Annotated in this window: 23 protein-coding genes; 2 read left to right on the top strand and 21 right to left on the bottom strand. The window is 47.6% G+C overall.

Translation table 11 applies throughout. The features are described from left to right. Positions 1–9: 9 nt before the first annotated feature. From NSQ50_RS15280 to NSQ50_RS15220, 13 genes are all read right to left on the bottom strand, one after another. On the bottom strand, positions 10–906 hold the full coding sequence (locus tag NSQ50_RS15280; RefSeq protein WP_036677267.1) for a carbohydrate ABC transporter permease: 897 nt from the start codon (positions 904–906) through the stop codon (positions 10–12). Between the two features lie 6 nt (positions 907–912). Beyond that, positions 913–1,806, bottom strand: a complete 894-nt coding sequence (locus NSQ50_RS15275; RefSeq protein ID WP_081386828.1) for an ABC transporter permease — start codon at positions 1,804–1,806, stop codon at positions 913–915. A 211-nt stretch (positions 1,807–2,017) separates the two neighbouring features. Then, positions 2,018–3,364 carry an LLM class flavin-dependent oxidoreductase gene (locus NSQ50_RS15270; RefSeq protein ID WP_036677270.1) on the bottom strand — a complete coding sequence of 449 codons (1,347 nt, stop codon included), beginning with the start codon at positions 3,362–3,364 and terminating at the stop codon, positions 2,018–2,020. 75 nt (positions 3,365–3,439) lie between these two features. Beyond that, positions 3,440–3,919 (bottom strand): DinB family protein, encoded by a 480-nt coding sequence (locus NSQ50_RS15265; RefSeq protein WP_036677271.1) that lies wholly within the window; start codon positions 3,917–3,919, stop codon positions 3,440–3,442. Then, complete coding sequence (gene solA, locus NSQ50_RS15260; protein ID WP_036677273.1) at positions 3,919–5,091, bottom strand: N-methyl-L-tryptophan oxidase; 1,173 nt, start codon at positions 5,089–5,091, stop codon at positions 3,919–3,921. The genes NSQ50_RS15265 and solA overlap by 1 nt, the downstream gene beginning before the upstream one ends. Continuing rightward, positions 5,088–6,269: an amidohydrolase gene (locus tag NSQ50_RS15255; protein ID WP_036677275.1), complete on the bottom strand. Its 1,182-nt coding sequence runs from the start codon at positions 6,267–6,269 to the stop codon at positions 5,088–5,090. Before NSQ50_RS15255 ends, solA begins: the two co-directional genes overlap by 4 nt. Before the next feature lie 53 nt (positions 6,270–6,322). Beyond that, positions 6,323–7,339, bottom strand: a complete 1,017-nt coding sequence (locus tag NSQ50_RS15250; RefSeq protein WP_036677277.1) for an LLM class flavin-dependent oxidoreductase — start codon at positions 7,337–7,339, stop codon at positions 6,323–6,325. A gap of 11 nt (positions 7,340–7,350) precedes the next feature. Further along, a complete protein-coding gene (locus tag NSQ50_RS15245; protein WP_036677280.1) occupies positions 7,351–8,103 on the bottom strand; it encodes an amino acid ABC transporter ATP-binding protein in 753 nt (250 codons plus the stop codon). Further along, positions 8,100–8,810, bottom strand: coding sequence for an amino acid ABC transporter permease (locus NSQ50_RS15240; protein ID WP_036677282.1), 711 nt, complete (start codon positions 8,808–8,810; stop codon positions 8,100–8,102). The genes NSQ50_RS15245 and NSQ50_RS15240 overlap by 4 nt, the downstream gene beginning before the upstream one ends. After that, positions 8,807–9,592 (bottom strand): amino acid ABC transporter permease, encoded by a 786-nt coding sequence (locus tag NSQ50_RS15235; protein WP_038571132.1) that lies wholly within the window; start codon positions 9,590–9,592, stop codon positions 8,807–8,809. The genes NSQ50_RS15240 and NSQ50_RS15235 overlap by 4 nt, the downstream gene beginning before the upstream one ends. A gap of 33 nt (positions 9,593–9,625) precedes the next feature. Further along, positions 9,626–10,483: a transporter substrate-binding domain-containing protein gene (locus tag NSQ50_RS15230; RefSeq protein ID WP_038571128.1), complete on the bottom strand. Its 858-nt coding sequence runs from the start codon at positions 10,481–10,483 to the stop codon at positions 9,626–9,628. A 4-nt stretch (positions 10,484–10,487) separates the two neighbouring features. Then, a complete protein-coding gene (locus NSQ50_RS15225) occupies positions 10,488–11,003 on the bottom strand; it encodes a GNAT family N-acetyltransferase (protein ID WP_036677287.1) in 516 nt (171 codons plus the stop codon). A 119-nt stretch (positions 11,004–11,122) separates the two neighbouring features. Then, positions 11,123–12,016 (bottom strand): LysR family transcriptional regulator, encoded by an 894-nt coding sequence (locus tag NSQ50_RS15220; protein ID WP_076222459.1) that lies wholly within the window; start codon positions 12,014–12,016, stop codon positions 11,123–11,125. Between the two features lie 294 nt (positions 12,017–12,310). On the opposite strand from NSQ50_RS15220, the gene NSQ50_RS15215 reads away from it, so the two are divergent. Next, positions 12,311–12,850 carry a GNAT family N-acetyltransferase gene (locus NSQ50_RS15215; RefSeq protein ID WP_076222461.1) on the top strand — a complete coding sequence of 180 codons (540 nt, stop codon included), beginning with the start codon at positions 12,311–12,313 and terminating at the stop codon, positions 12,848–12,850. Positions 12,851–12,954: 104 nt separating this feature from the next. Here NSQ50_RS15215 and NSQ50_RS15210 read toward each other — a convergent pair whose 3' ends face one another. The 8 genes from NSQ50_RS15210 to NSQ50_RS15175 all read right to left on the bottom strand — a co-directional run bounded on the left by NSQ50_RS15210 (position 12,955) and on the right by NSQ50_RS15175 (position 22,038). Then, positions 12,955–14,892, bottom strand: coding sequence for a hypothetical protein (locus NSQ50_RS15210; RefSeq protein WP_076222463.1), 1,938 nt, complete (start codon positions 14,890–14,892; stop codon positions 12,955–12,957). A gap of 213 nt (positions 14,893–15,105) precedes the next feature. Next, complete coding sequence (locus NSQ50_RS15205) at positions 15,106–16,122, bottom strand: sugar kinase (RefSeq protein ID WP_076222465.1); 1,017 nt, start codon at positions 16,120–16,122, stop codon at positions 15,106–15,108. Next, the gene (gene dagF / locus NSQ50_RS15200; protein WP_036677295.1) at positions 16,115–16,870 is read right to left on the bottom strand and encodes a 2-dehydro-3-deoxy-phosphogluconate aldolase; all 756 of its coding nucleotides are present in this window, start codon (positions 16,868–16,870) and stop codon (positions 16,115–16,117) included. The genes NSQ50_RS15205 and dagF overlap by 8 nt, the downstream gene beginning before the upstream one ends. Beyond that, positions 16,863–17,915: a DgaE family pyridoxal phosphate-dependent ammonia lyase gene (locus tag NSQ50_RS15195; RefSeq protein ID WP_370511377.1), complete on the bottom strand. Its 1,053-nt coding sequence runs from the start codon at positions 17,913–17,915 to the stop codon at positions 16,863–16,865. The genes dagF and NSQ50_RS15195 overlap by 8 nt, the downstream gene beginning before the upstream one ends. Before the next feature lie 25 nt (positions 17,916–17,940). Continuing rightward, the gene (locus tag NSQ50_RS15190; RefSeq protein ID WP_076222467.1) at positions 17,941–19,062 is read right to left on the bottom strand and encodes an amidohydrolase/deacetylase family metallohydrolase; all 1,122 of its coding nucleotides are present in this window, start codon (positions 19,060–19,062) and stop codon (positions 17,941–17,943) included. Positions 19,063–19,206: 144 nt separating this feature from the next. After that, positions 19,207–20,100: a sugar phosphate isomerase/epimerase family protein gene (locus NSQ50_RS15185; RefSeq protein WP_036677301.1), complete on the bottom strand. Its 894-nt coding sequence runs from the start codon at positions 20,098–20,100 to the stop codon at positions 19,207–19,209. A gap of 25 nt (positions 20,101–20,125) precedes the next feature. Further along, a complete protein-coding gene (locus NSQ50_RS15180; protein ID WP_076144102.1) occupies positions 20,126–20,983 on the bottom strand; it encodes a sugar phosphate isomerase/epimerase family protein in 858 nt (285 codons plus the stop codon). Then, the gene (locus NSQ50_RS15175; protein WP_038571112.1) at positions 20,980–22,038 is read right to left on the bottom strand and encodes a Gfo/Idh/MocA family protein; all 1,059 of its coding nucleotides are present in this window, start codon (positions 22,036–22,038) and stop codon (positions 20,980–20,982) included. Before NSQ50_RS15175 ends, NSQ50_RS15180 begins: the two co-directional genes overlap by 4 nt. A 123-nt stretch (positions 22,039–22,161) precedes the next feature. On the opposite strand from NSQ50_RS15175, the gene NSQ50_RS15170 reads away from it, so the two are divergent. Then, positions 22,162–23,031 carry a helix-turn-helix domain-containing protein gene (locus NSQ50_RS15170; RefSeq protein WP_036677307.1) on the top strand — a complete coding sequence of 290 codons (870 nt, stop codon included), beginning with the start codon at positions 22,162–22,164 and terminating at the stop codon, positions 23,029–23,031. The last annotated feature ends 32 nt before the right edge of the window (positions 23,032–23,063 follow it).

Raw genomic sequence — 23,063 nt, 5'->3', positions numbered from 1 at the left:
TATTGTAGATCAACCTTTTACTGACCCTACAAGAACTCCTTTTACAAAATATTTCTGCAGGAACGGATACACGCACAGGATGGGGATTGCACTCACCATAACGACTGCCATCTTAATCGACATCAGCGTAATATTCTGCATTTGTGAGCTTCTCGCCAAAGCTTCCTGGTTGGTATTCGAGCCAAGGACAGCGGATAAATCCTGAGCAGCGAGCAATTGCTGCAGGAAGGTCTGCACTGGAATCAGATTCTGCTTCGTGACGAAGAAAGCACCGGCGAACCAATCATTCCAGTGTCCCACTGCGGTAAACAGTCCCAGTGCTGCAAGCATAGGTTGAGAGAGTGGAATAATAATCTGAATCAGAGTACGAACAGGACCGGCTCCATCTAGTTCAGCGGATTCTACCAGCGCTTCAGGGATTCCCTGTATAAACTTCAGCATGACAAACATGTTCCAGACCGAGAACAGCCCGGGGAAAATATAAACCCAGAACGTGTTGATAAGCCCGAGATTATTAAGCTGAATATAGAAAGGAACCAGTCCTCCACTGAATAACATGGTTAAAAGAATATAGCCTAGTATCGTGCTTCTTAAGGGAAGACCGCGGTAGGACAAGCCAAAGGCCACCAGAAGTGTGACGATAAGTCCTGCGAATGTGCCAATGACTGTCCTAGCGATTGTAATTAGATAAGACTGCCGGATAATTTCATTTCCTAATACGATCTCATAATTTATTAATGTGAAATTCTTGGGCCATAGATACACGCCACCTTTGGCTGCACTTGCACCGTCATTCAGTGAGATTGCCAGCATGTACAGGAATGGATATAGTACAGACAAGCACAGACCGGCCAGTACTATGACGATGACGTATTGAGCTATTTTTTCACCTCTGCTGAGCTTCATATGCCATCACCATAATCCTTCACCATTTATTTTTCTGGATAACTGATTAGTCGAAACAACCAATATCAAGCTGATCACTGAGGATAACAGTCCTACTGCGGTCGCCATCCCAAAATATCCCTGCTGCAATCCGTTGCGGATGATATACGTATCCAGTACATCCGCTACCCCTTGATTAGCAGAATTCATCAGCGGATAAATCTGATCCATCCCTACAGTAATCAGGCTTGGGATACTTAGAATTAGCACAATCGATATCGTCGGTAGAATACCCGGGAAGGTGATATGCCGAATCTGGGCTAGCTTTCCTGCCCCCTCTACCTTGGCGGACTCATACAATTGCGGATCAATCGTTGTGATCGCAGCCAAATAGAGAATCGTGTTCCAGCCGGTCTCTTTCCACAAGCCGCTTAATATAACCATGGGCCGGAACCACTCCGTGGAACCTAGAAAAAATACGGGATCACCACCTGCTTTCTCGATGAACTGATTGACCAGCCCACCATCCAAAGTCAGAAAAGACTGCAGGATGTAAGCGACTACAATCCATGAGAAAAAATGTGGCAAATAGCTGACCGATTGCACGAATCGTTTAAATACAGGCCGGGTTACCTCGTTAATCACCAGCGCCAGCAGAATCGGTGCCGGGAATCCGAAGATGAACTTAAGCACGGATATATATAACGTGTTTTTGACAACAGTTAAAAACTGGGGATCTTGCAGGAAAGAAAAGTTGTCTAATCCCACCCATACGCTATTCCAGATCGAGGTGCCAATCTGAAAGTCGCGGAAGGCGACCTGAATCCCTGCCATCGGAATATAGCTGAACAGAAATAGCAACAGAGCTCCCGGAAGAATCATTAAATATTGCCATCGGTACTTGTAGAACTTAGCGTACAATTTACATCCCTCCTTGATATTTCTATCATAAGCTGCAGCGGGAACCCTGCCTATATAACAGTGATTGGTTATCTATTGCTCTGATTGGATATTTAAAGCGCTTACGTTGATAGACAAGCTCCGCGCGCACGCAAATAAACGCAGCCTTAAACGGCTGCGTTACATTTTTTATGACGAAAGCTAAATATTGAAATTCAAATTAATATTATTGTTAATGTATGGCTTTATGCCCTGCCGGTTGAGATGCCTTGGAATAGCGGTTCTCAGGCAATGGAATACCGAGATTTCCACGCAGGGTGCTACTTTCGTATTCAGTGCGGAACAGACCCCGCTCTTGCAGAATCGGCACTACCCGATCGACGAATTCCTCCAGTCCGTTAGGAACAGCAGCTGCGATCATAAATCCGTCTGCTCCTCCACCCTCAAACCAGGTTTGAATCTGATCCGCCACTTGCTCAGGTGTGCCAATAAAGCTGCTGCGCGGGGTAGCGGATTGTAAGGCGACCTGTCTTAGTGTTAAGCCTCTCTCCTTCGCGTCCTTTTTGATTTTATCCGTGCCGCTCTGAAAACTATTGCGCCCCAACTCGCCAAGCTCAGGGAACGGCGCATCCAGCGGATATTGCGAGAAATCATGATGCTCGAAGAATCTGCCCAAATAGTTCAGTGCATTCTCAATCGTCACGAGACCAGCAACTTCCTGATATTTGCGCTCTGCTTCCTCTGGTGTGTCGCCAATGATTGGAGCAATGCCAGGAAAGATCAGCACCTCATTCGGATCCCGGTCAAATGAAGCTACCCGTGTCTTAACATCGCTATAGAATGCCTGGGCATCTTCTAGCGTTTCGTGGCCAGTGAAGATAGCATCCGCTTCCTTTGAGGCGTAATTTTTACCAACTTCTGAGGAACCTGCCTGAAACACGACAGGCTGCCCCTGCTTCGAACGAGCAATATTGAGCGGTCCCTTCACGGAGAAGAACTCACCTTGATGGTCCAGGGTATGCATTTTTTGCGGATCAAAGAATACACCTGATTCCTTGTCTCGGACAAACGCATCATCTTCCCAGGAATCCCATAATCCGCGCGTCACCTGCAAATATTCGGTAGCAATGCGGTAGCGCTTGCCATGGTCAGGATGCTCTTTTTTGCTGTAATTAGAGGCAGAGCCTTCCAGCGGTGAAGTCACCACATTCCAGCCGGCCCGGCCTCCGCTGATTACATCCAGTGAGCCGAATTGACGCGCGACAGTAAACGGTTCACTGTAGGAGGTGGACAGGGTACCAACCAGACCGATGTTGGTGCTGACGGCGGCGAGTGCGCTAAGGATGGTCAGCGGCTCAAACCGGTTAAGGAAATGCGGAATGGACTTTTCATTAATGTACAAACCGTCTGCGATGAAGATCAGATCCAGCTTGCCTTCTTCTGCCTTCTGTACCCACGCTTTGTATAATTCAAAGTTTACACTTGCATCCGGCTTAGCATCAGAATGGCGCCACATCGACGTGCTGCCTCCTACTCCATGCAGCAGTGCGCCTAGCTTCAGTTGTTTTGGTTTGGTCATGTTCATTCCTCCTAAAAGTTTTGTGAGCATACGATTCCCAGGTTTTACTTTGTGCAAAACTCACTTTATAAGCATTTATTGCACGAACGATGCATTGGCAGCGCCCTGCTTGATTCGCTCGATCTGGCCAAGATGCCTTTCCACATGTGCGGTGAAGCTATGGACGATATCGGAAATTTTCACGATCTCCCCCTTGAAGTTAATCCCGCTTTTCTCCCAATCCTCTGCGCTGAGCCGTTCAAACAATAGACTGTTATAATAAAGCAGGCTGCGGAACAACTCCAGGCTATCGGAAGCATAACCACTGTTGGCGTACTGGCCGCTGACCCAAGCGTCCTGATTGAAGACTGGCAGCTGCGCAGTTGTAGCAGCGAGAATATCACGGATGCGGAACGAAACCACAATGCTGTGATCAGCTAGATGAGCCAGCACCTCAGTGACACTCCAACTTGTTGGTTCCGCCTTCCATTTCAGCTGTTCCTCTGTTAACCCTGCAGTTGCATGCACCAGCTGGTTGTAAGTACTTAAAAAATTACTGATTTGAACTTTGCTCATTAAATCCCCTCCAATATAAAGCCTGCTTGCGAATGATCAGGTGCAAAACGTGATAACGAAAAAGGTTGGATGTTGTGGTTGGTAGCTCCACTTGTCGCCATATCAGCAAGTATTTCACCTACAACACTAGAAAATTTAAAACCATGCCCTGAGAACCCTCCGGCTACCAGCACATTGGAGTGGAGCGGATGGCGGTCAATAATGAAATCTTCATCAGGCGTATGCTCATATTTGCATACAGAACCTTTAAGTAATCGGCCAGCTGCACCCGGCATATAAGACTCCAGTACTCTACGAAGGTCTTGCTCATCGCTGGCTTCACTGCCAAAGGGAGCAAGTAGTGTGCCTGGTTTCCATTCCAGCCCCGTATCGTGCCGGCCGATCTTCAGACCGGTTCCATCAATGCTGGGAAAGCCATAATAGCCACCTTCCTCAGCCCCTAGCGTGAAGCCAGGGAAGTTACCGGCTGCAAAAGCAGGTGAGCTCTCAAACCAGCCCACAACTTTGCGGATCGCCTTGATTGGCAAATGCACAAAAGGCGCCAACGCACCAAACCAGGCTCCGGCACTAAGGATAGCTGACGCTCCGTGATAATCGCCGTTTGTTGTATGAACTGTCACACTGCCTTCGCGGGCGGTGATGTTTACTACCGAAGTGTTCGTCAACAGCTCCGCACCCTGTCCAAGGGCAAGCTGGCGGTAGGCGGAGATACAGCGCTCGCTGTACAAATACCCGGCATCTGGTTCATACATTGCTGCGAATGTTTCTGGAATGTTCAATCCCGGCCAGCGCCGCCGGACCTCTCCGGCATCCAGATGCTGAACCTGCACCTTCCGTTTCTTCGCTTCCGCGAGACGACCGCTGAAGGAATACACTGCACTATCTGCTAGATTCAATACGCCCGAGCGGACAAGCAGTTCTATTCCGCTCAACTGCTCGGCTTCTTTCCATAAACGATCTGCCCGCAGAGCCAAATCAATGTAAGCGGGATCACCACTGTAAGCGTGCCGGATCAGCCGGGTTTCCCCGTGATGGCTTCCCTGTGTATGTGGAGGATCAAAGGCATCAATTAGCAGCGTCTTCACTCCGCGCCTCGCAAGATAGTAACCGGCGCTCATGCCCATCGAGCCTGCGCCGACGATAATTACATCGTAACTGTTATATTCAGCTATAATTCTGCACCTCCATCGGGACTGTACTGCACTAGGGAACGAACAGCTACATCCGCAAGGAAACGTGCTGCCACAGGGAGTGCACGTTCATCCAGATTGAAGGCCGGATGATGCCATTCCTGGCTTCCTTCAGTACCAACAAAAACGAACAGTCCGGGTACCACGCGCTGATAGAAGGCGAAATCCTCTCCAGCCAGAGAAAGCTCTGGCTGAATCTCTCGGTAACCAAGAGCTTCGACCGATTCAACTCCAAGCGCTGCTAGGGAGGGGTCGTTGATAACCGGAGGTGGCCCTTCTATCCAGCGAACGGTAGCTTCTGCTCCAAGAGCCGCTGCTACACCGACCGCCACTTCCTGAAACCGGTTCAGCACTTTGCTGCGCACCGTTTCATCAAAGGTGCGGATCGTCCCTTCAAGCACGGCTTTTTCGGGGATAATGTTCCATGAATTGCCGCTGTGAATCTGCGTCACACTGACCACCGCACTCTGCAGTGGACTGACATTGCGACTTACAATGGACTGGAATGCCGTCACAATATGCGAAGCCGCTACAATCGGGTCTATGCCAGCTTCCGGAACGGCAGCATGAGAACTGCCACCCTGCACTTCAATCACAAACCCGTCAGCTGCTGCCATTAAAGGACCACCCTTAATACCGATGGTTCCGACTGGCAGGTCTGGCTTGTTATGCAGCCCGATCACTGCCCGGACGTCTTCTAGTGCCCCGCTAGCAATGATTCGCTGTGCACCCTGCGCCTTCTCCTCCGCTGGTTGGAATAACAGGCGCACCGTTCCCTGTAATTGCTGCTCTCGCTGTTTCAATTGAAAGGCGGCACCAATCAAGGCAGCCGTATGGAAATCATGCCCGCAGGCATGCATTTTGCCGGGATATAATGAAGCAAAGGATACTCCGCTTTCCTCCTGGATTGGCAAGGCATCAATATCTGCGCGCAGTGCGATGACCAAACCAGGCTTTTTGCCGCCAATCTCTGCGATCACGCCGGTAGACAGACCGTATTCTACGATCCTGACTCCTGCCCGCTCCAGCAGGGAAATGATATATTCTGTTGTGCCATATTCTTCATTGGACAGTTCCGGGTGCCGGTGCAGATGACGGCGTATCCCGATTAATTCTTCTTCAAGCGCTTCCGCACTTAACTCTTTAGCTTTACTTGTCATATACAGTCACCCTCCTTTACACGATTTCCTGTGTGATACCGAGCCCGCCCGCTTTATGCCTCTGCCGCCACTTCAGCGATTGCTTCGCTCAATAGCTCAAAGGATCGGAGCCGTTTGTCAAAGGGCTGTACATTCGTCGTTATGATGAACTCCTCGACACCGGATGCCTCTGAAAGTTCCAACAACTGTTCACGGACAGATGATTTAGTTCCTTTGGTAATCTCCGGTTCCAGCTCTTCAATCGTGTAGGCTTCATTGCTCTGGCGGGCAAATTCTCCCGCCTGTTCCAAGGTCCCTACTGTCAGCTTCTTCCCGCTCGCCAGTTGAATCCGGATCAGCTTATGCGCACCTGCCAGTTCTTTCGCTCCCTCCTCAGTCTCAGCCACCACTAACGATAAAGCGATAATCGCTTGCGGTTGTCTGCCCTGTGAAGAAGCAAAACCGCTGCGGTAAGCACGAATGGCATCCAGCGCTACCGCCTTATCGCTGTTAATAAACAGGGAGAATACGTACGGTAACCCCAGTTCAGCGGCAATTTCCGCGCTGCTTACACTCGCACCAAGGACATACAACTCGGGAGGAATACCAGGAAGGGGACCTGCCTTCAACCCTGCCAGCGGATGGTTTTCTTCGAGGCGGTTATGTACATACTTTTCCAGCTCGATGATTTTGCCCGTCAGGTCTGGGGTTTCAGCTTTTCCCTGCTGCAGTGCCTGTGTGCTGCGCGGGAGTCCACCGGGAGCACGTCCCACACCGAGATCCACTCGTCCAGGAGCCAGTGTAGACAGCACATTGAAGTTCTCCGCTACCTTATACGGGCTGTAATGCTGGAGCATGATGCCACCGGAGCCAATGCGGATTCGCTCTGTTTTAGCCAGAAGATGTGAGATAAGTACTTCCGGGGAAGAGCCGGCTACCTGCTCGGAGTCATGATGCTCTGAAACCCAGAACCGGTGGAATCCAAGCTCTTCGGACAGTTGTGCCAGCTTGACTGTATGCTGGAATGCTTCCTCCGGCGTTTCTCCCGGATAGATCGGACTTTGATCAAGTACGCTGATTGTAATAGCCATTGTTTTTCCTCCTATATGGAATAGTTAAATTCAGGTGTGATCCGCTTCAGGAACTGCCTCGTTCTTTCTTCGCGCGGATGGTTAAACAGCTCTGCCGGAGTCCCTTCTTCAACAATGACGCCTCCGTCCATAAAAACCACATGATTCGCCACATCACGAGCAAAGCCCATTTCATGAGTCACCACAATCATTGTGATGCCTTCCTTGGCAATTTTACGGATGACGGCCAGCACCTCACCCACTAACTCTGGGTCCAACGCCGATGTGGGTTCGTCGAACAATATAACCTCCGGCTCGAGTGCCAAGGCACGGGCAATGCCAACCCGCTGCTGCTGGCCTCCGGACAGCTGACTTGGATAGGCGTCCAGCTTGCTGCCAAGACCAACCTTTTCAAGTAGAGCAATACTCCGCTTTTTCGCTTCTTCCTTCGGAAGCTTTTTGACAATCAACAGTCCCTCCATCACGTTCTCCAGCGCGGTTTTATGGCGGAATAAATTGTACTGCTGGAACACCATTGCCGTTTTTTGCCGGAGCAGATGAATCTCCTTTTTACGGGCGTGCTTGCAGTTCACTTTGAAATCGCCGATGGCGATCTCTCCGCTGCTTGGCTTCTCCAGATAATTCACACAGCGTAAAAGTGTCGTTTTGCCTGAGCCGCTGGGACCGAGAATGACGACAACCTCGCCCTTCGTCACCGTTAAATCTATATTGTTGAGCACCTGATTCCGACCGAATGACTTCGAAATTTGCGCAAGCTTGATCATGCTACTCCACCTCGATTGTACAGATTAATTCTTTTTTCAATCAGCGACGTCACGCGTTCGATCAGGAACGTAAGTCCCCAGAAAATCAGTGCTGCCGCCAGATAAGCCTCAAAAAACTTCCAGTTCGTTGAAGCAACAATTTGCGCCTTAGCATTGATATCCACCACCGAAACGGTAAAAGCAAGGGTAGATCCATGCAGCATACCAATTACCGAATTTGACAGATTGGGCAGACTCGCCGCCAGCGCCTGAGGAAAAACAATCCGCCGCAGTGCCTGGGGCGTGGTCATGCCGATAGAATGGGCCGCTTCCAGCTGACCGCGATCCACCGCAAGCAGACCTGAACGGACGACTTCGGACATATAGGCTCCCGCTGTAATCGAGAACGAAATATAGGCAAAACCGATCATGGGAATCGATACCGACCTGAAGCTCCAGCCGAACTGTACCGCCAGACCATCGATTAATACGGGAAGCCCAAAATAGATGAGCAAAAGATGTGTCAGCATCGGTGTCCCGCGGATGAACGTAACATAACCGACAGCCAGCGGATACAGCAGCGGAATTCTGTATATCCGGATCAACGCTACAGCCACACCAATCACAAATCCAATGAGTACTGAGACAACAGTAATAGATAAGGTCACAGGAATTGCACTTAAAATTTGCACCAGAGCAGTCCAGATAAAAGATGGGTCCAGCTTCATAATCCGCTACCTCCTTTACCCGGTCCAAGTTCAGCAATGATGCGGCGGTAGGACCAGCTTTTGTTGATTTTGAACGATTTTTTCTCCGGTGTATTCCGTTTCTCATGCCGCAGCAGCCGGCGTTCTGCTATAAGCAGCAGTTTCTCGATTGTAAAGCTGATGACCAGATAGATTAGCGCAAGCGCGATATACGTTTCAATAAAATGCTGAGTTAAGCTGCCTAGCGTCTGTGCTTTACCTGACATTTCCATCACCCCAAGAGTAAAGGCCAATGACGTATCTTTCAGTAGAGCAATCACCAGATTGGAGAATACCGGAACTGCGATTCCGAGCGCCTGCGGCAGCACGATTCGCGTAAAGGCTTGAACCCCCGTCATTCCTGTAGCATAAGCAGCCTCTACCTGCCCCTTATCCACCGCCATTACAGAAGCCCGGATCATTTCGGACATGTATGCCCCCGTATGCAGCCCGTAAGTAAGTATCACAAAAACAAGCACGGGAGTCCGGGTCATATCGACATGAACCAGCTTCATAATTTCGGGCAGACCATAATAAAACAAGAAGAGCTGGATAAGAATCGGAGTTCCCCGAAAAAAAGAAATATAGATTTCGGAGATGGTTTTTAACACAGGCACTTTATAAAGTCTTGGCAGAGCTACGAGAAAGCCGACAAGAATTCCTGTCAGTAGAGAACAGGCGACAATCAGAAGCGTGGTGCTTAAAGTCTCTAGTAACTTAGGCAAAAACGAAAATACAAAGCTGATATCAAACTGTGCGCCCATATATTCCCTCCCTTCCCGTGCTCACCGGCTCAATCATTTAACCGAATCCGCTGTAACATCCGCACCCAACCATTCCGTACTAAGCTTGCCTAGTGTGCCGTCTGTCTTCAGCTCTTTAATCGCACTGTCAATCGCATCTGACAGCTTTTGTGAATCGGCATCATCCTTACGGAAAACATAGAGAATGTCCGCGGAGGACAGCTCGTCGCCCGTTGCTTTTAGCTGATTCTGCGGATCAATGATCGGCAGGACAAAATCTGCAGCCAGCGTTGCGTCCACACGACCAGTACTAATCTGTGCGACGGTATCATTCGCTGCACCATTCTGATACACGATATCAATCGCATTGTCATTCTCTTTATTGTAGTTCTCGAGTATTTGTGCTTGTGCACTCGTTGCACCTACAAGCACCTTTTTCCCTTTGAGATCATCAAGCGATTGGATTGAATTATTATCCTTTGCCACTACAATGCGGTTTCTCCAGTGGGCATAGGCTTCTTTGTTAAAAGAGTATTTCAGCTCCCGTTCCGGATTTTTCTCCATGACATGGGCGACCAAATCGATTTTTTTGGTTTCCAGGCTCAGCAGCAGATTGCTGAAATCCATGGTTTGAAATTCGAATTCATATTCTGGAAGCTGCTTATCGATTTCTTTGAGCAGTTCCACATCAAATCCGGTGAGTTTGCCGTTCTCATCTATGAAGCAGACTTTCGGAAAAGCAGTACCCGTGCCCACAATGATCTTAGTTACCTTAGCCGAATCCTTTGCCGGTGCCGCAGCTTCTGCTGTATTTCCATTCTGATTGCTGCTAGCACTGTTACTGTTGTTTCCGCAGCCGGCAATCGCCAGTGTCAATATCGATGCAAATACTAGTGAAATGGACTTTTTCATTGTTTTATCCCCTTTGAATGAACTGTGGTTTGTCTGTAAGTGTTTTTTTCAGCAGATACATAATGCCGTCACCGTTCTGCTGATCCAGTTCTAAAAACCGTTCGTACCCCCGGCGTTCATACATTTGAACCAACCACGGATGTTTCTTCGCCGTTGCCAGCGTGACTGCAGCCGAACCTAACTGTCCAGCAATAATGTTCTCTTCCACCCAATCCAAAAGTTTTCCACCATAACCTCTGTTACTGTAATCTGGATGAGCAGCAAACCATTTAATAAAAGGCAGTGGGCTAATCTTCTTAATCTCTTCTTCCTTTGAAAGGGTTATGGTCGCAACTATCGTTCCGTCAACTTCAAGCACATAACACTCATTCGTAGCTATATTGTCTTCAATAAGCGCCAAGTCGGCTGTGGCCGCCGGCCAATGCAGCCCAAGTTCACGAATCAGCTGATAAGCACGATATGTAACATCCAGCAATTGCTCCGCATCCTTCAGTTCTGCCAGCCTGTATACCTCACTCATCACATGCCCTCCAGCCTTTCGAAAATTAATTTTATAATCCCTATCGAATTAGTCGTGATTATATGCAATTAACTTTATCACTGCATGTGTCCATGCGCTAATAGAGTTTTTTAATACATCTATACAATTAGTCGATCTCCGACTTTACCAATCCCCAGTTCAAGCAAGGTTTCGATGAATTCTGCGTTCTCTCCATTTAGCGAAATCAAGCTGGTTCGTAAGGAGATGCCTTCCGTCTCCGCAATATCCACCCGGATCAGCGACCCCGTCGCCACTTCCTCTTGCACACTGAGGGCGGGAAGGAAACAGATGCCTGCTTTTTTCAATACCAGCTTTTTGGCTGTCTCCAGGTTATCTACCTGATATTCAATCTTCGGTGGCTGTTCCATGCTCTCAAATACACGATGCAGCCGCATCCAATCTAAAGAGCCACATTCAAAAAAAACCAACGTCTCCTGGCGGATATCCTCCAGTGAAGCCCGCTGTGCTTTAGCAAAGCGGTGTCCCTCATGTACATACAGTGAGATGGGGTCCTCACAGAAAGGAAAGGTTTGAATTGCCGGATTTACGACCTTACGTATAAAAGCCAAATCAAGCTCTTTCGATTTCAACTTTTCAGTCAATACTTCCGTAGAAGCTGTTATCAGCTTGATCGTGATATGAGGATACCTGCGCTTTAAATGAAGCATCAGATGGGGCATTAAATAATTGGAAACCGAGACCGTACTGCCGATTCTCAGTTCATTTGGAATGTGTCCCTTAGCCTGAACCTGATATTTACCGTTCTGATAGATCTGGAGAATCTGCTGGGCATAGGGAAGAAACTGTTTACCTTTATCCGTAAGGTTAATCTGCTTGCCCAACCGATCAAACACTTTGCAATCCAGTTCCCTTTCTAGCGATTGAATCCGGGCCGTTACTGTCGGCTGTGAGATATATAGAACTTCGGCCGCTTTATTGAAGCTTCCATAATGGTTGATGTAGACAAAAGCCTCAATATTTTCAATGTTCATCCCTAATCCCCCTATGCTTTTATTAATTTTACTATTCCGATGTAAAAACAATGAATTAAAGCGATGCTACCCTATAGATTTTGTTTATATCTTAGTCATCACCCTATTTTTTGTCAACAATTAATTCCGTGTAAATCAATCGGATTTTGAACTGAAAGTCATGTTTATTTCATATAGAACTTTTCTATTCCTAAATCAGAATTATGAAACCCCTCTTATTCCACTAGGATTTATCATGTATAATAATTTCATTCGAATGAACACTACATTTGTCTGAAAGGGGATAGCGAAAACATGTCACAAAAGATCATTATCCGTGAAGCTGAGAATAAAGATCGAAATGCTATCGCCGATGTGCTGTTAGATGCATACCACAAATATTCGGAGATCATGCCTGAGCCGTTGTGGCTGGAGTATCGGAAATCGCTTCTTGATTCCGTTCATGGTGATGCCCCGCTCGTTCGGATCATCGCTGAAATCGACAGGAAAATCGTTGGTAGCGCACTCTTGTTCAGTTCCTCGGAAACGGCATACGGGAAACCGGAGCTCGGGATTCACTCCCCTATCCTACGTCTGCTAGCCGTATCTCCATCCGCTCGTGGTCTTGGCGTTGCAACTCTTTTGATTCACGAAGCTGCACAGAGATCACTACAGTTGGGTGCCACCACCTTGAACCTGCACACCTCGGAAATGATGTCTTCAGCCATCAAACTGTACCAGCGCTTAGGCTTTAATCGTGCGTATGAGACCGATCTTATGAACGGTGACACCTTGGTACAAAGCTTCCGACTAGACCTGCTGTCCTCCGTGCGTTCTACAGCGGGACAATTATAGAATTCGAGAATTCTTTAGTATTTGTCTTTTAAATATAAAAAGAAGCCTCGGAAAGCTTCCCCAATGATCTTGTGTGATCGTTACGGCGAACTCCCGAGGCTTATTTATTTTTCTTTTTTATAAGTAATTTCTTTAAAACTCACAGTGATTTCGCCCGTATTATCGGCATCGCCCATTCGAAGATCTGTAGTAACGGTAGCACTGGGAGGGATGGACGAAAAGCTTGCCCCCTTCTGCTTCTTTTTTACATCATAGAGATAATAAGAAACATCCTTAACATTAAGCCCTATATTATCCTTGTGCATAAGTTCTACAGTATATGATTTTATCACGGCTACATTAGCGTCCATCCACTCCACAACTTCAATAGCCGTATCTTCATGATTGCCTTCAGTCTTAATGGATCCGATGGAAAGACCATCCTGATTATAAAAATTAATTTTTTGTGCAGCTATTTTCAGATAATCGATATCGATGTCAAGAATTCGGTTTTCGTTGATTTCTGCTGTATCCATCCAGGCAATCGTGCCCGCCGGGTTCCACTTTATTTTCTCAGAAGGTACATATTGCTCTTGTGGTAACGGTACAGTACGTAGCGAAACTCCTTTATTATCGTAAAAAGTTAATTCGCCGCTCTCATCATCATGTACAAATCTCTTAAAAGTTGGTGAGAGGAACAGGGATGGCGCCCCGGTCGTCGAATGTGGGATTACGCGATATTTCAGAAGATGGACATCGTCCTTTCCTGTTTTCAGATCAAAGATCCATACATTGCCGAGATAACTCTGCATAAACAATTTTTGCTCATCAGCTTTCCATTGAAATTTATAAATGTAATCATAATCATCAGAAAGCGGCCAGAAGTTTTCCCGAAGTCGTTCAATCTTTCCTGTAACAACATTATATGAGGACAAATGATATTGCCCGGCTTTTTTCGTCACATCCGATTCCAGAAATAATAGATGATCCTCATCCAGCGGGATTAGCATATTATAGTTGCTCATAAAAGCGTTATTCCATCGATTATTGGAATCGTTGAGTTCGTCGCTCCATTTCACCTTCACCTCATCCGTAGCAGGATCATGGGCTAACAAAGCGTTGACAGCATTGTGGTCGCCATAGAAAAGATGAATGGTATGATAAGAGATCCCTTGCAGTTCAACTACTGCTCCACCATTTAATAGATAGTTATTTTCGGATAGGTCCATCGGTTTGGCCAACAGATCTCCAATAGAGTTCCGTTCTGTATTAAACTCCAAACCATTAAATTTTGCTTCCGAGAACAGAATTTTTTTTAACTCAGCAGTTGATTCCTTAGTAATTGTGTAGCCTGTATCCGTTTCGTTCACATTCATTAACATGCCTTGCTCGCTTGTCTCGTTAATCCATAAATGAAAGGCATATTTATTATTATCTGAAATTAGAACGATATCGTAGTTAGGCGTTGCGGTATTTAAATTCCCTGGTATTTGTTCAGCGGTACGGATGGCTCGGACGAAAGTATCTATGGTTTCATGATCTGTGTATTCATCCTTTATGTTAGCATTCACTGAACCATGTGCTAGAGAGTTTGCTAATGTGATTCGCTTGATGGTCTCATCGATCTTTAGATTATCGGATTCTACATGCTGATCATTTGATTCAAATAAGTTAAGCAAAGCAGCCTTATCCGTTTCGGATAACTTGTAATGCCCATTTTGTCCTGATTTGGTGAAAAGACCATTATTCTTGCCCATAATCCAGAATGAGAACTTTTCGTTTTCTTTATTCTTCAATTCAACAGTAGCCTCATATTCAGGTGCTGCAATATCAAGCTTCGCGTTGTCATACTCAGCAGTATGTATAGCTTTATTGAAACGTTCTATTAGCTTTTGGTCCTTTATGGTTATTAATCCGCCGATATCATCATGGATTGTAATGGAGTCCACAGAACTCAGATCGATTAGCGTTTGATTCGCTTTATCTTTATCCCCTGTATTGACACATCCAACAAAGATTATTGAAATAACTGCTAAAAGGGCTAGTAGATTTAACTTTTTCATATAGGCTCCCCCTTCTTATTCTCTCTTCTTTGACGCCGGTTAGAGGATAAAGTTGCAAAAAATGAGATTTTACACCTATTTAAAAAGACCTAAATAAGCCAAATCTAGCCTGTAGCCATTGGATCAGATTCTTGATCTGAGCAAAGTTACAGTGTCTGTAGCGATAAAAAAAGCCACCGCACAGGCATGTTCTCCTGTAAGGCAGCTTCTTCTTTATCTCAATATATCTCTTACAGCACCTGTCAGCACACCAATAACTTCTTGCTCGGTGGCCAGCGGAGAATCTCCTTCTACTGTGTGGGCTAGCATACCGGCCATGGCCGCAAAGGCTACAGTATGCTGAGGATCAAAACCTTCCAGCTCTCCGTGAATTATACCACTGGCATATGCATCTCCAGCCCCGACTCTATCAAGCACCGGAAAGCTTAAGGTCTCGGAATATGCGAAGCGACCGGATTTGAAGATATAACCGCGCAACGAATGGCGGTTATCTTCATGGATGGACCGATGCGTTCCTGCTATCGTACATAGACTGTAACGTGAAGCTACTGCGGGAATTAGCTCCTGGAGTTGTTCTTCCCTTGAAGTTCCCTCGGGCTTCATACCAAGGATAAGCATTGCGTCTTTTTCATTCATCAGCACGATGTCGGCCAAATGCAGCATGTCTTCGTAATGGAAACGCGCCAGCTCATAGCCTCTCTCTCCCCAAAGCGATGGGCGGTAATTGCAGTCAAAAACGACAAGGCCACCGTGTTGCTTAACCGTTTTCGCATAAGTTTTCATCGCTTTTCGCACATCATCGTTCATTGCCAGTGTTATCCCGCAGAAATGAACAGCATCCGCGAGGTCTGCCAGCTCTGCGAATGGATAAGTACCCGGAGGAGCAGTATTGAAGCTGCTCTCCGGGCGACCGGAATAAGTCACTCGGGAGGGGCGAGCCCCGAATCCGTTTTCAAGAAAGTACATCCCTATACTTGAGCCCCCGCGCTGGATATGCTCCGGCTGGATACCCAGTCGCCGAAGATAGGCTGTTGCTGCGTCACCAATAGGATTCGCAGGCAGCCTCGACACCAAGCTTCCTTGATGTCCGTATCGGGACAATGCAGACAGTACATTGACGCCGGTGCCGGAAAAGGAATACTTCAGCAGGTTACCCTGAGATAAAAGTTCAAAGCCTGGGACCTGTAGCCGCATCATTATTTCACCAAAAGCGGCGATATGTTTAGGCATATTGATCCGCCAGCTTTTTCATCGTCCGATAGAGCTGTTGTATATCCGCCACTCTCGTTGCTCCGCTCTGCGGATCGATAATCGATGTATAGACATGGGGAATCACCTGCGGCACTCCTGCTTCCAATATAATGGACAAGATCTCTTCAAAGTTGTCCAGATCGATACCGCCGGTCGGCTCCAGCGCAAAACCCTCTTCCGCACAGGCTTTGGCCACAGCGATTAGCTCCGCTTTACGGCTCAGCCCCTGCATCGGAAAATACTTTAAAGCATTTCCGCCCATATCCCGAACCAATGCAATCGCCGCATTTACGGGAATTACAGCTGGTACAGATTGTGCCGCACTGGCCGGGCCGGTGGAGATATTCACAAAACCAGGTTGTCCCGTTGGTGCGATCATGCTGTTAATCCAACTATCTTTCGCTCCAAGGTTGGCACGGGTCGCACCAACTGCCGGGAACACCTGATTAATATGGCTGCCAGCATAGGATTTGACAATCTCTGCAACAACAGCAGCTTGCCGATTATCACCCGCGCCTAGTCCTATCGATACCGCACCGTCAATTTCCCGCCCATATGCCTCCATCGCCTGCACGGCTTCCTCTACCGTTGCATAGTCTTTGGACAATACACCGACCAGTACATAACCTTCGGCGGCAGTAAACACTTCTTTGGCATTTTCTATATCCTTAGCCAATACGTTTAAGGCCACCCGACCTTTATAGAACCGCTTGTTAATTTCAGACATTGCTTGCCCCTCCTGTCAATTCCCTTATCCTCGCAGTAATCATTTCTATGTCATCACCCATTAGCGGACGCGGATCAATATCAAAATAACCTTGCCTTACCCCATAGTCTCTAGTGTAAATAGCCACTTCACCTTGTTGAAGCTGCTGGGACAACTCAAGTGCTGTTATTGCACACTGATTCGGGTCCACATGGATGCGTCCACGGTAAATTGCCCGGCCTGCTTCATCCTGCACGATAGTTACCCGAATTCCGGGAAGCCCGTCGAGCGGCATCAGCAATTGGAGCGTAGCTTTTTCCTTTTCGCTTGTATCCTGCTTGTGAGCATATTCATCCAACGCCTGCATCAGGCCGAAGGATGTTTCCTTACCAACCTTCATGCTGCGTCCAATGCCGTGAAGCTGCACTTTCAGCCATTCAATATAAAGACGTTTTCCCGCCACAAGTCCGGATGTTGGTCCTTCTATGGCTTTGGAGCCACTGTAAATGACCAGATCGGATATTTGCACATATTTCTGCAGATCCTCTTCCGCTGCAGCATCTACTATAAGCGGTACGTTATGAGTTTGGGCCACAGCCCAAGCTTCCTCTACAGAGATCATATTCTTCTGAACGGCATGATGAGATTTGACGTACAAGATAGCCGCAGTCTGATCCGAGATCGCAGCGGCCAAATGCTCCGCCCGTCCTTCATTGGCATAACCTGCTTCCACCACCTTACCGCCACCGAGATAAACCATGGTTTCCACTGGTGCACCGTATTGTACGTTATGACCTTTTAGCATTACAATTTCATTTCTAGAAATGCTATCCTGATGGAGCCGCAGACTTGTACGAATATTACCGCGGGTTACCAGCGCCGCCACGGATAAAGCAATTCCACTGGAAGCCGAGTTCACGATCACCGCTGCTTCAGAACCTGTATGACGTGCAACATAATCTCCCGCTTTATCCACCAAATCGGCGATTTCCACATAACTCTGTCCGCCTTGACGCATAGCTTCCATCACCGTATCGGTCGGTGCCGATACCCCGAGGATGCTCATCCGGCCGCTTGCATTAATAACTCTTTTAAGGCCGTATTTCGCATTCCATGTATTTGTCACCTATGATCACCCCTATTGCTTGAATGGTTTGCTGCGCTACCCGGCGTTCCCCCTCAGAATCTACCAGCTCAATCTTCTCATCCGTCACACGAAAAAGGGTCAGATTCGCCTTGTTATTGATCCGAATCTCCCCAAGTTCCGGGCGTCCCAGCCACTGGGCTGCTCTGCTCGTCACTCGTGCAATTGTTTCTTCAAGGGAATATCCCAGTGCGAGAAACTTGTTCAACAGATTCGCCATGGAGTAGACGGGACCATTCATACGGTTGCCTCTGTATATGTCCGTGCTGATCGTATCCGGATCAATACCGTTTTGTTTGGCCGCCTCGGCCACAGCGAACGAGAAGCTAGCTGTACCGTGTCCCACATCCAAGTGAACTCCTCGCTCAATAGCATCTCTCAATACCTGGAGCGGACGATTCTCCTTATCGAATAAATTGTTGCTTTTACCATTTAGATAATGGGTTATCACGTCGTTGCGTTGAAGTAGCGGTAGAACCTCACGGATATCCGGCGGAGCGGAGCCAATATGTACCATCAGCGGCAGCCCGGTCTTCTCCGAGAGCTCCAGCGCATGATGAAGCGGTTGAATGCCATTGTCACCCACTACGCTTTTGCTGATTCTGGCCTTCAAGCCTACGATAAATTCTGGATAAGCAACTACCGCCTGAAGCACCTTTTCATGATCAATCCACTCTAGTTGGGACAACTCGTCAATTCGCATTAGGCCAATCTTTGAAATGTTAAGAAAAGCTAGCAGTTGCGTTGCTGACTTTTTCCCCGCCTCCGCCAGCTCACCCATTCGCTCCGCTCCGCAGCTACCTGCGTCCACGAGCGTAGTCACGCCGCATCTGATTCCAATCTCATCAATCTCGTCTCCATACGGATTCATTTCTGCAAACGCATGTACATGCAAGTCGATCCAGCCGCTAGAGACATATGCCCCATTGGCTTCCACGACCTTGAAACCATGGTCTTCGGCGGTGCCACCGGGAACTATCTGGACTATGTTGCCATCAGCTATGACAATGTCCATTTCCGTTCCATTCAGGACTTTCGCCCGGCGGAGGAGCAAACGTTCTGCTGTCATCGTCACACCTTCTTTCCAAATTCAGAACATTACCGTCCTAGGTCTTTCCCGCACACTCTATAACACAAACAGTCCCAATGGATGTAAGATCTTTTTTCACAGGGACTGTTTGGATGAACTATTTAATCTTTATTACTACCGTGTTCAGACCCGAAAACCCTTCAAAAAATTCACAGCCTGGCGGATATCTTCCTCCGGATTAGTGCCAACCTCCCGTTCTATGGTCAGGAATCCTGTATAACCGATGTCGTTCAGCGCTTGCAGATAGTTGTTCCAATCAACAGAACCCGCTCCGAGCGGAACTTCACGGAATGCCGAGCCGGTCTCGGCCATTTCAGCGATCTTCTCATGGTCTAATGCTGGTGCTTCATAACCATATTGACCGTAAACATCGCGCGGATCGATATCGGCAAGCTTGAGACCATCTTTAGCATGGGTGTGTACAATGTAATCTTTTAGAGTATGAACACCTTGCACCGGATCATCACCAGTCACCATGACCATATTGGCCGGATCAAAATTAACGGAAACCCCTCTGGAACCCAGACCGTCGAGGAAAGTCTTCAGACGTGCAGCGGGTTCTGGCCCAGTCTCAATCGCAAAATAAGAATTCATCTCATGTGCATATCTGCTAAGTTCCTCACAGGCAATGTGCATGGTTTCATAAATTTTACTGGCTGGGTTAGAGGGAACAATACCGATATGTGTAGTTACGATATCTGTACCTAGCTCCTTAGCCAGTTCCATAATGCGCTTGGACTTTTCAATTTTGGCACGGTTCTGGGCAGGATCCTGAAAGCCATGTCCGCCTAAATCTCCAACGAGGGCAGAGATTTCTAAACCCAGCGAAGCAATGTAATCCTTCCATTCACGGCGTGCTGACTGAGAGAGAGTAGCGGGATCAAATTCGCCTTGCACCGCATAAATCTGAACTCCATCTGCCCCAGCTTCTTTTGCCTTACGCAATCCCTCTTTCACTCCAACCTGAAAGCTGTCTACGATAACACCGATTTTATTAGTGATAATTGGTTTAACCATGGCAATAATCCTCCAGTATAATGAATTAGATTTGGTTCCAAACCCGCTTGATGTATTCCAGCCCCAGTCTTGTTCCCTTACGGCACTCTTCCATTCCCTCAAATTCTACAGAGATATATCCGTCGTAACCGCTTTCTTTAACGATTCGAATTACACTCGGCATGTCGATGTCTCCTTGACCAACGATGGCACCTCTCAACCAGTTCCCACCGGAGGATTGGAACCAACCTTCGCCAGGCTGGCGGTCTTGCGGACGAATATAGAAATCTTTGAAATGCACCATCGAAGCAAGCTTGATGTTGTTAGGTACAGCTATTAGCGGGTTCTCATCTGCGCACAGGAAATTCCCAATGTCGAGTGTTGTACGGAAGTTGTCTCTTCCTACGGCATGAACCAGCGCCTGTACACGATCGCTGTGCTGAATAAAGTATCCATGATTCTCCACACTGGTCGTAATGCCCAAACCTGAAGCATAATTCGCAATTTCTCGGCAGGCTTCAGCCAAACGTGGAAGCTCTTCCAAAAAATGCGTGATGGATAGATCGTTTGAGGAGGCTACATCATGCCGCATCCGCTGGATGCCTAATGCCGCGCACACGTCTACTTCCCGCTTTACCCGCTCGACTTCCCGCTGCATTTCCGCTGTCTCCAGCCCGGCAAAGTTCGCCCCGATAGCATAATTGGATAACTCTAGTCCACGACCCGCTGCTGTTCGTACAATCTGATCAATTAGCTCAGGATTTTCAACCAAATTGATACCCAAGGGTACAATCTCCGCATGTTCTGCGCCCAGATCGGCGATCGTCTCAATGACTCCTTCAAGCGTGAGCTCACCCGTCGAAAAAGCTGAATGCAGACTGTAAGTGCTGATTCCTAACTTCATAGTTTCACCTCTTCACCTTTGGCTGCGGATTCATAGATCGCGCCGAGTACCTTCATGATTGTAACGCCGTCTTGCACAGGACTAATCGGTGTAGAGCCGGTACTGATGTTGCTCGCAAAATGATTAATTTCATTCTGGAATGCACTGTTGAACTCAAACCCCTTATTATCGGTCTGCGGATAGGTATTGACGATCGTATCCGCCTGTTCTTTAACAATGACTATCTCAGGATCAATTTCAAAACCACCCTTGTCACCGTACAGGCGTACCGAACGCTCGTCTTCTTTGGCATGCAGTGTAAAGCTGACATCGACCATCAGTGAAGCTCCATTCTCAAAGCGTATCAGTGCATTCGCTAAATCTTCCACCGTATTGTTCGCTGCGTCGTAATCCGCGGCTTTATAGAAAGAGAGATTCTTGATATTAGAACGATTGCCGAGCTTCCGGTAGGTATTGGCACTTACCGATACTGGATTCGGACGGCCCATCAAATACCAGCAAAGATCGATCACATGGACGCCAATATCGATCAGCGGTCCGCCGCCGGAGCGTTCAATATCACTGAACCAGCCGCCGGGATTGCCTAGTCTACGGAACGTCGTTGCCTTTGCATAGTAGATTTCGCCGAATTCTCCTTGTTCCACCAATGTCTGAAGGAGCTGGGCATTGGAGTCATAACGTCGTACAAAGCCTACTTGCAAAATCTTGCCGCTCTTTTCCACTGCTTGCTGTACCTGAAGCGCTTCTTCAACCGTACGGCAAAGCGGCTTTTCCACAAGCACATGCTTGCCTTCCTCAAGCGCCGCGATGCTGATCTCGGCATGGGAGTTGTTCCATGTGCAGATGCTGACTGCATCTATTTCGGAATTGGCCAGTAATTCACGGTAATCCGTATATACCTTCTCGACGTTATATTCTGTAGCTACTTCGCGTGCACGTTCTTCATTCAGATCACATACCGCATATATGGTTGTCTGCGGATTATTCCGATAAGCACTTAAGTGCATGCCGGAGATAGAGCCCGTACCTATTACGCCAATTTTGATCTTATCCATTAACACTCGCTCCTTTATTTTGCATAGGTTATGATTCGTATTATAATGATTTCAACCCTAAATACCATGCAGAGCCTTGCGGTTTCATTTGTACAATTGTGCTATAGGAGGTGCAGTCTATAAATGTTGGACTATGATAAACATCTACAGGAACCCATGGACATGCCGGATCCCGAGTTCCCGATTAAAGTACATACCCAGCGCTTCAACCAAGAAGGAGTTATGTTGTTCCCACATCATTGGCATGAGCATCTTGAGTTTATATTTATTGAAAGTGGTGAGGCTGTTTTTGAGTGCGGACGAACACCAATTAACGTCCGGGCTGGCGATTTAGTTGCTGTGAACAGCAACGAGCTGCATTATGGGGTAAGCGCTTCTTCTGATTTATTGTATTATGCGATTATTGCAGATACTTCCTTGCTGCATAGTGCGGTAAGCGACGCTGCTGAAACCAAGTTCATCGCCCCGATTCAGCGGAACCAGCTGCTGTTACGTAACCATATCCGGGGGGATCAGCACATTACAGACTGTGCGTTGGCGATTATCCGGGAACTGGAACGTCGCGAATTTGGTTACGAGCTGGCTGTCAAATCCGAGCTGTACCGCCTGCTAACACTGTTGTTGCGCAGACATATCGTCACCGTACTCTCACAAGCGGAGCAAGAAAGACGTATTCAGACCGTTGAACGCTTCGCACCTGTTTTGCGTTATATCGATACCCATTACCAGGAGCCGATTCAAGTTGACGAACTTGCGGCGCTAACGGGGCTAAGCCGCTTCCATTTCAGTCGTCTCTTTAAGGAACTCACTGGGCATACGATATCGGAATATGTAAATGCTGTCCGTTTAGACCGTGCAGATTATTTGCTCCGCCATACCCAGCTAACGATTTCTGAAATCGCTACCACTACTGGCTTCAGCGATATCTACTATTTCAGCCGAACCTTCAAAAAGCATAAAAAAGTAACACCTAGCAGTGTAAGGGGATTCTAGTTAGAGTGAACAAAGGACTGCCTCTCGGCAGT

It is taken from the genome of Paenibacillus sp. FSL R10-2788, from assembly GCF_038003885.1.
Classification (GTDB): domain Bacteria; phylum Bacillota; class Bacilli; order Paenibacillales; family Paenibacillaceae; genus Paenibacillus_AQ; species Paenibacillus_AQ odorifer.
This window is presented reverse-complemented; position numbering and strand designations above follow the sequence as displayed.

Excerpts from the sequence above, each read along its gene's own strand:
- NSQ50_RS15250 (WP_036677277.1), bottom strand. The coding sequence starts at position 7,339 with ATGGCTATTACAATCAGCGTACTTGATCAAAGTCCGATCTATCCGGGA.
- NSQ50_RS15235 (WP_038571132.1), bottom strand. The coding sequence starts at position 9,592 with ATGGGCGCACAGTTTGATATCAGCTTTGTATTTTCGTTTTTGCCTAAG.
- NSQ50_RS15175 (WP_038571112.1), bottom strand. The coding sequence starts at position 22,038 with ATGGATAAGATCAAAATTGGCGTAATAGGTACGGGCTCTATCTCCGGC.
- NSQ50_RS15180 (WP_076144102.1), bottom strand. The coding sequence starts at position 20,983 with ATGAAGTTAGGAATCAGCACTTACAGTCTGCATTCAGCTTTTTCGACG.
- NSQ50_RS15170 (WP_036677307.1), top strand. The coding sequence starts at position 22,162 with ATGTTGGACTATGATAAACATCTACAGGAACCCATGGACATGCCGGAT.
- NSQ50_RS15230 (WP_038571128.1), bottom strand. The coding sequence starts at position 10,483 with ATGAAAAAGTCCATTTCACTAGTATTTGCATCGATATTGACACTGGCG.
- NSQ50_RS15195 (WP_370511377.1), bottom strand. The coding sequence starts at position 17,915 with ATGAGCATCCTCGGGGTATCGGCACCGACCGATACGGTGATGGAAGCT.
- NSQ50_RS15240 (WP_036677282.1), bottom strand. The coding sequence starts at position 8,810 with ATGAAGCTGGACCCATCTTTTATCTGGACTGCTCTGGTGCAAATTTTA.
- NSQ50_RS15255 (WP_036677275.1), bottom strand. The coding sequence starts at position 6,269 with ATGACAAGTAAAGCTAAAGAGTTAAGTGCGGAAGCGCTTGAAGAAGAA.
- NSQ50_RS15280 (WP_036677267.1), bottom strand. The coding sequence starts at position 906 with ATGAAGCTCAGCAGAGGTGAAAAAATAGCTCAATACGTCATCGTCATA.
- NSQ50_RS15205 (WP_076222465.1), bottom strand. The coding sequence starts at position 16,122 with ATGCCTAAACATATCGCCGCTTTTGGTGAAATAATGATGCGGCTACAG.
- NSQ50_RS15225 (WP_036677287.1), bottom strand. The coding sequence starts at position 11,003 with ATGAGTGAGGTATACAGGCTGGCAGAACTGAAGGATGCGGAGCAATTG.
- NSQ50_RS15210 (WP_076222463.1), bottom strand. The coding sequence starts at position 14,892 with ATGAAAAAGTTAAATCTACTAGCCCTTTTAGCAGTTATTTCAATAATC.
- NSQ50_RS15265 (WP_036677271.1), bottom strand. The coding sequence starts at position 3,919 with ATGAGCAAAGTTCAAATCAGTAATTTTTTAAGTACTTACAACCAGCTG.
- NSQ50_RS15270 (WP_036677270.1), bottom strand. The coding sequence starts at position 3,364 with ATGACCAAACCAAAACAACTGAAGCTAGGCGCACTGCTGCATGGAGTA.
- NSQ50_RS15245 (WP_036677280.1), bottom strand. The coding sequence starts at position 8,103 with ATGATCAAGCTTGCGCAAATTTCGAAGTCATTCGGTCGGAATCAGGTG.
- NSQ50_RS15190 (WP_076222467.1), bottom strand. The coding sequence starts at position 19,062 with ATGACAGCAGAACGTTTGCTCCTCCGCCGGGCGAAAGTCCTGAATGGA.
- NSQ50_RS15215 (WP_076222461.1), top strand. The coding sequence starts at position 12,311 with ATGTCACAAAAGATCATTATCCGTGAAGCTGAGAATAAAGATCGAAAT.
- NSQ50_RS15185 (WP_036677301.1), bottom strand. The coding sequence starts at position 20,100 with ATGGTTAAACCAATTATCACTAATAAAATCGGTGTTATCGTAGACAGC.
- dagF (WP_036677295.1), bottom strand. The coding sequence starts at position 16,870 with ATGTCTGAAATTAACAAGCGGTTCTATAAAGGTCGGGTGGCCTTAAAC.
- NSQ50_RS15220 (WP_076222459.1), bottom strand. The coding sequence starts at position 12,016 with ATGAACATTGAAAATATTGAGGCTTTTGTCTACATCAACCATTATGGA.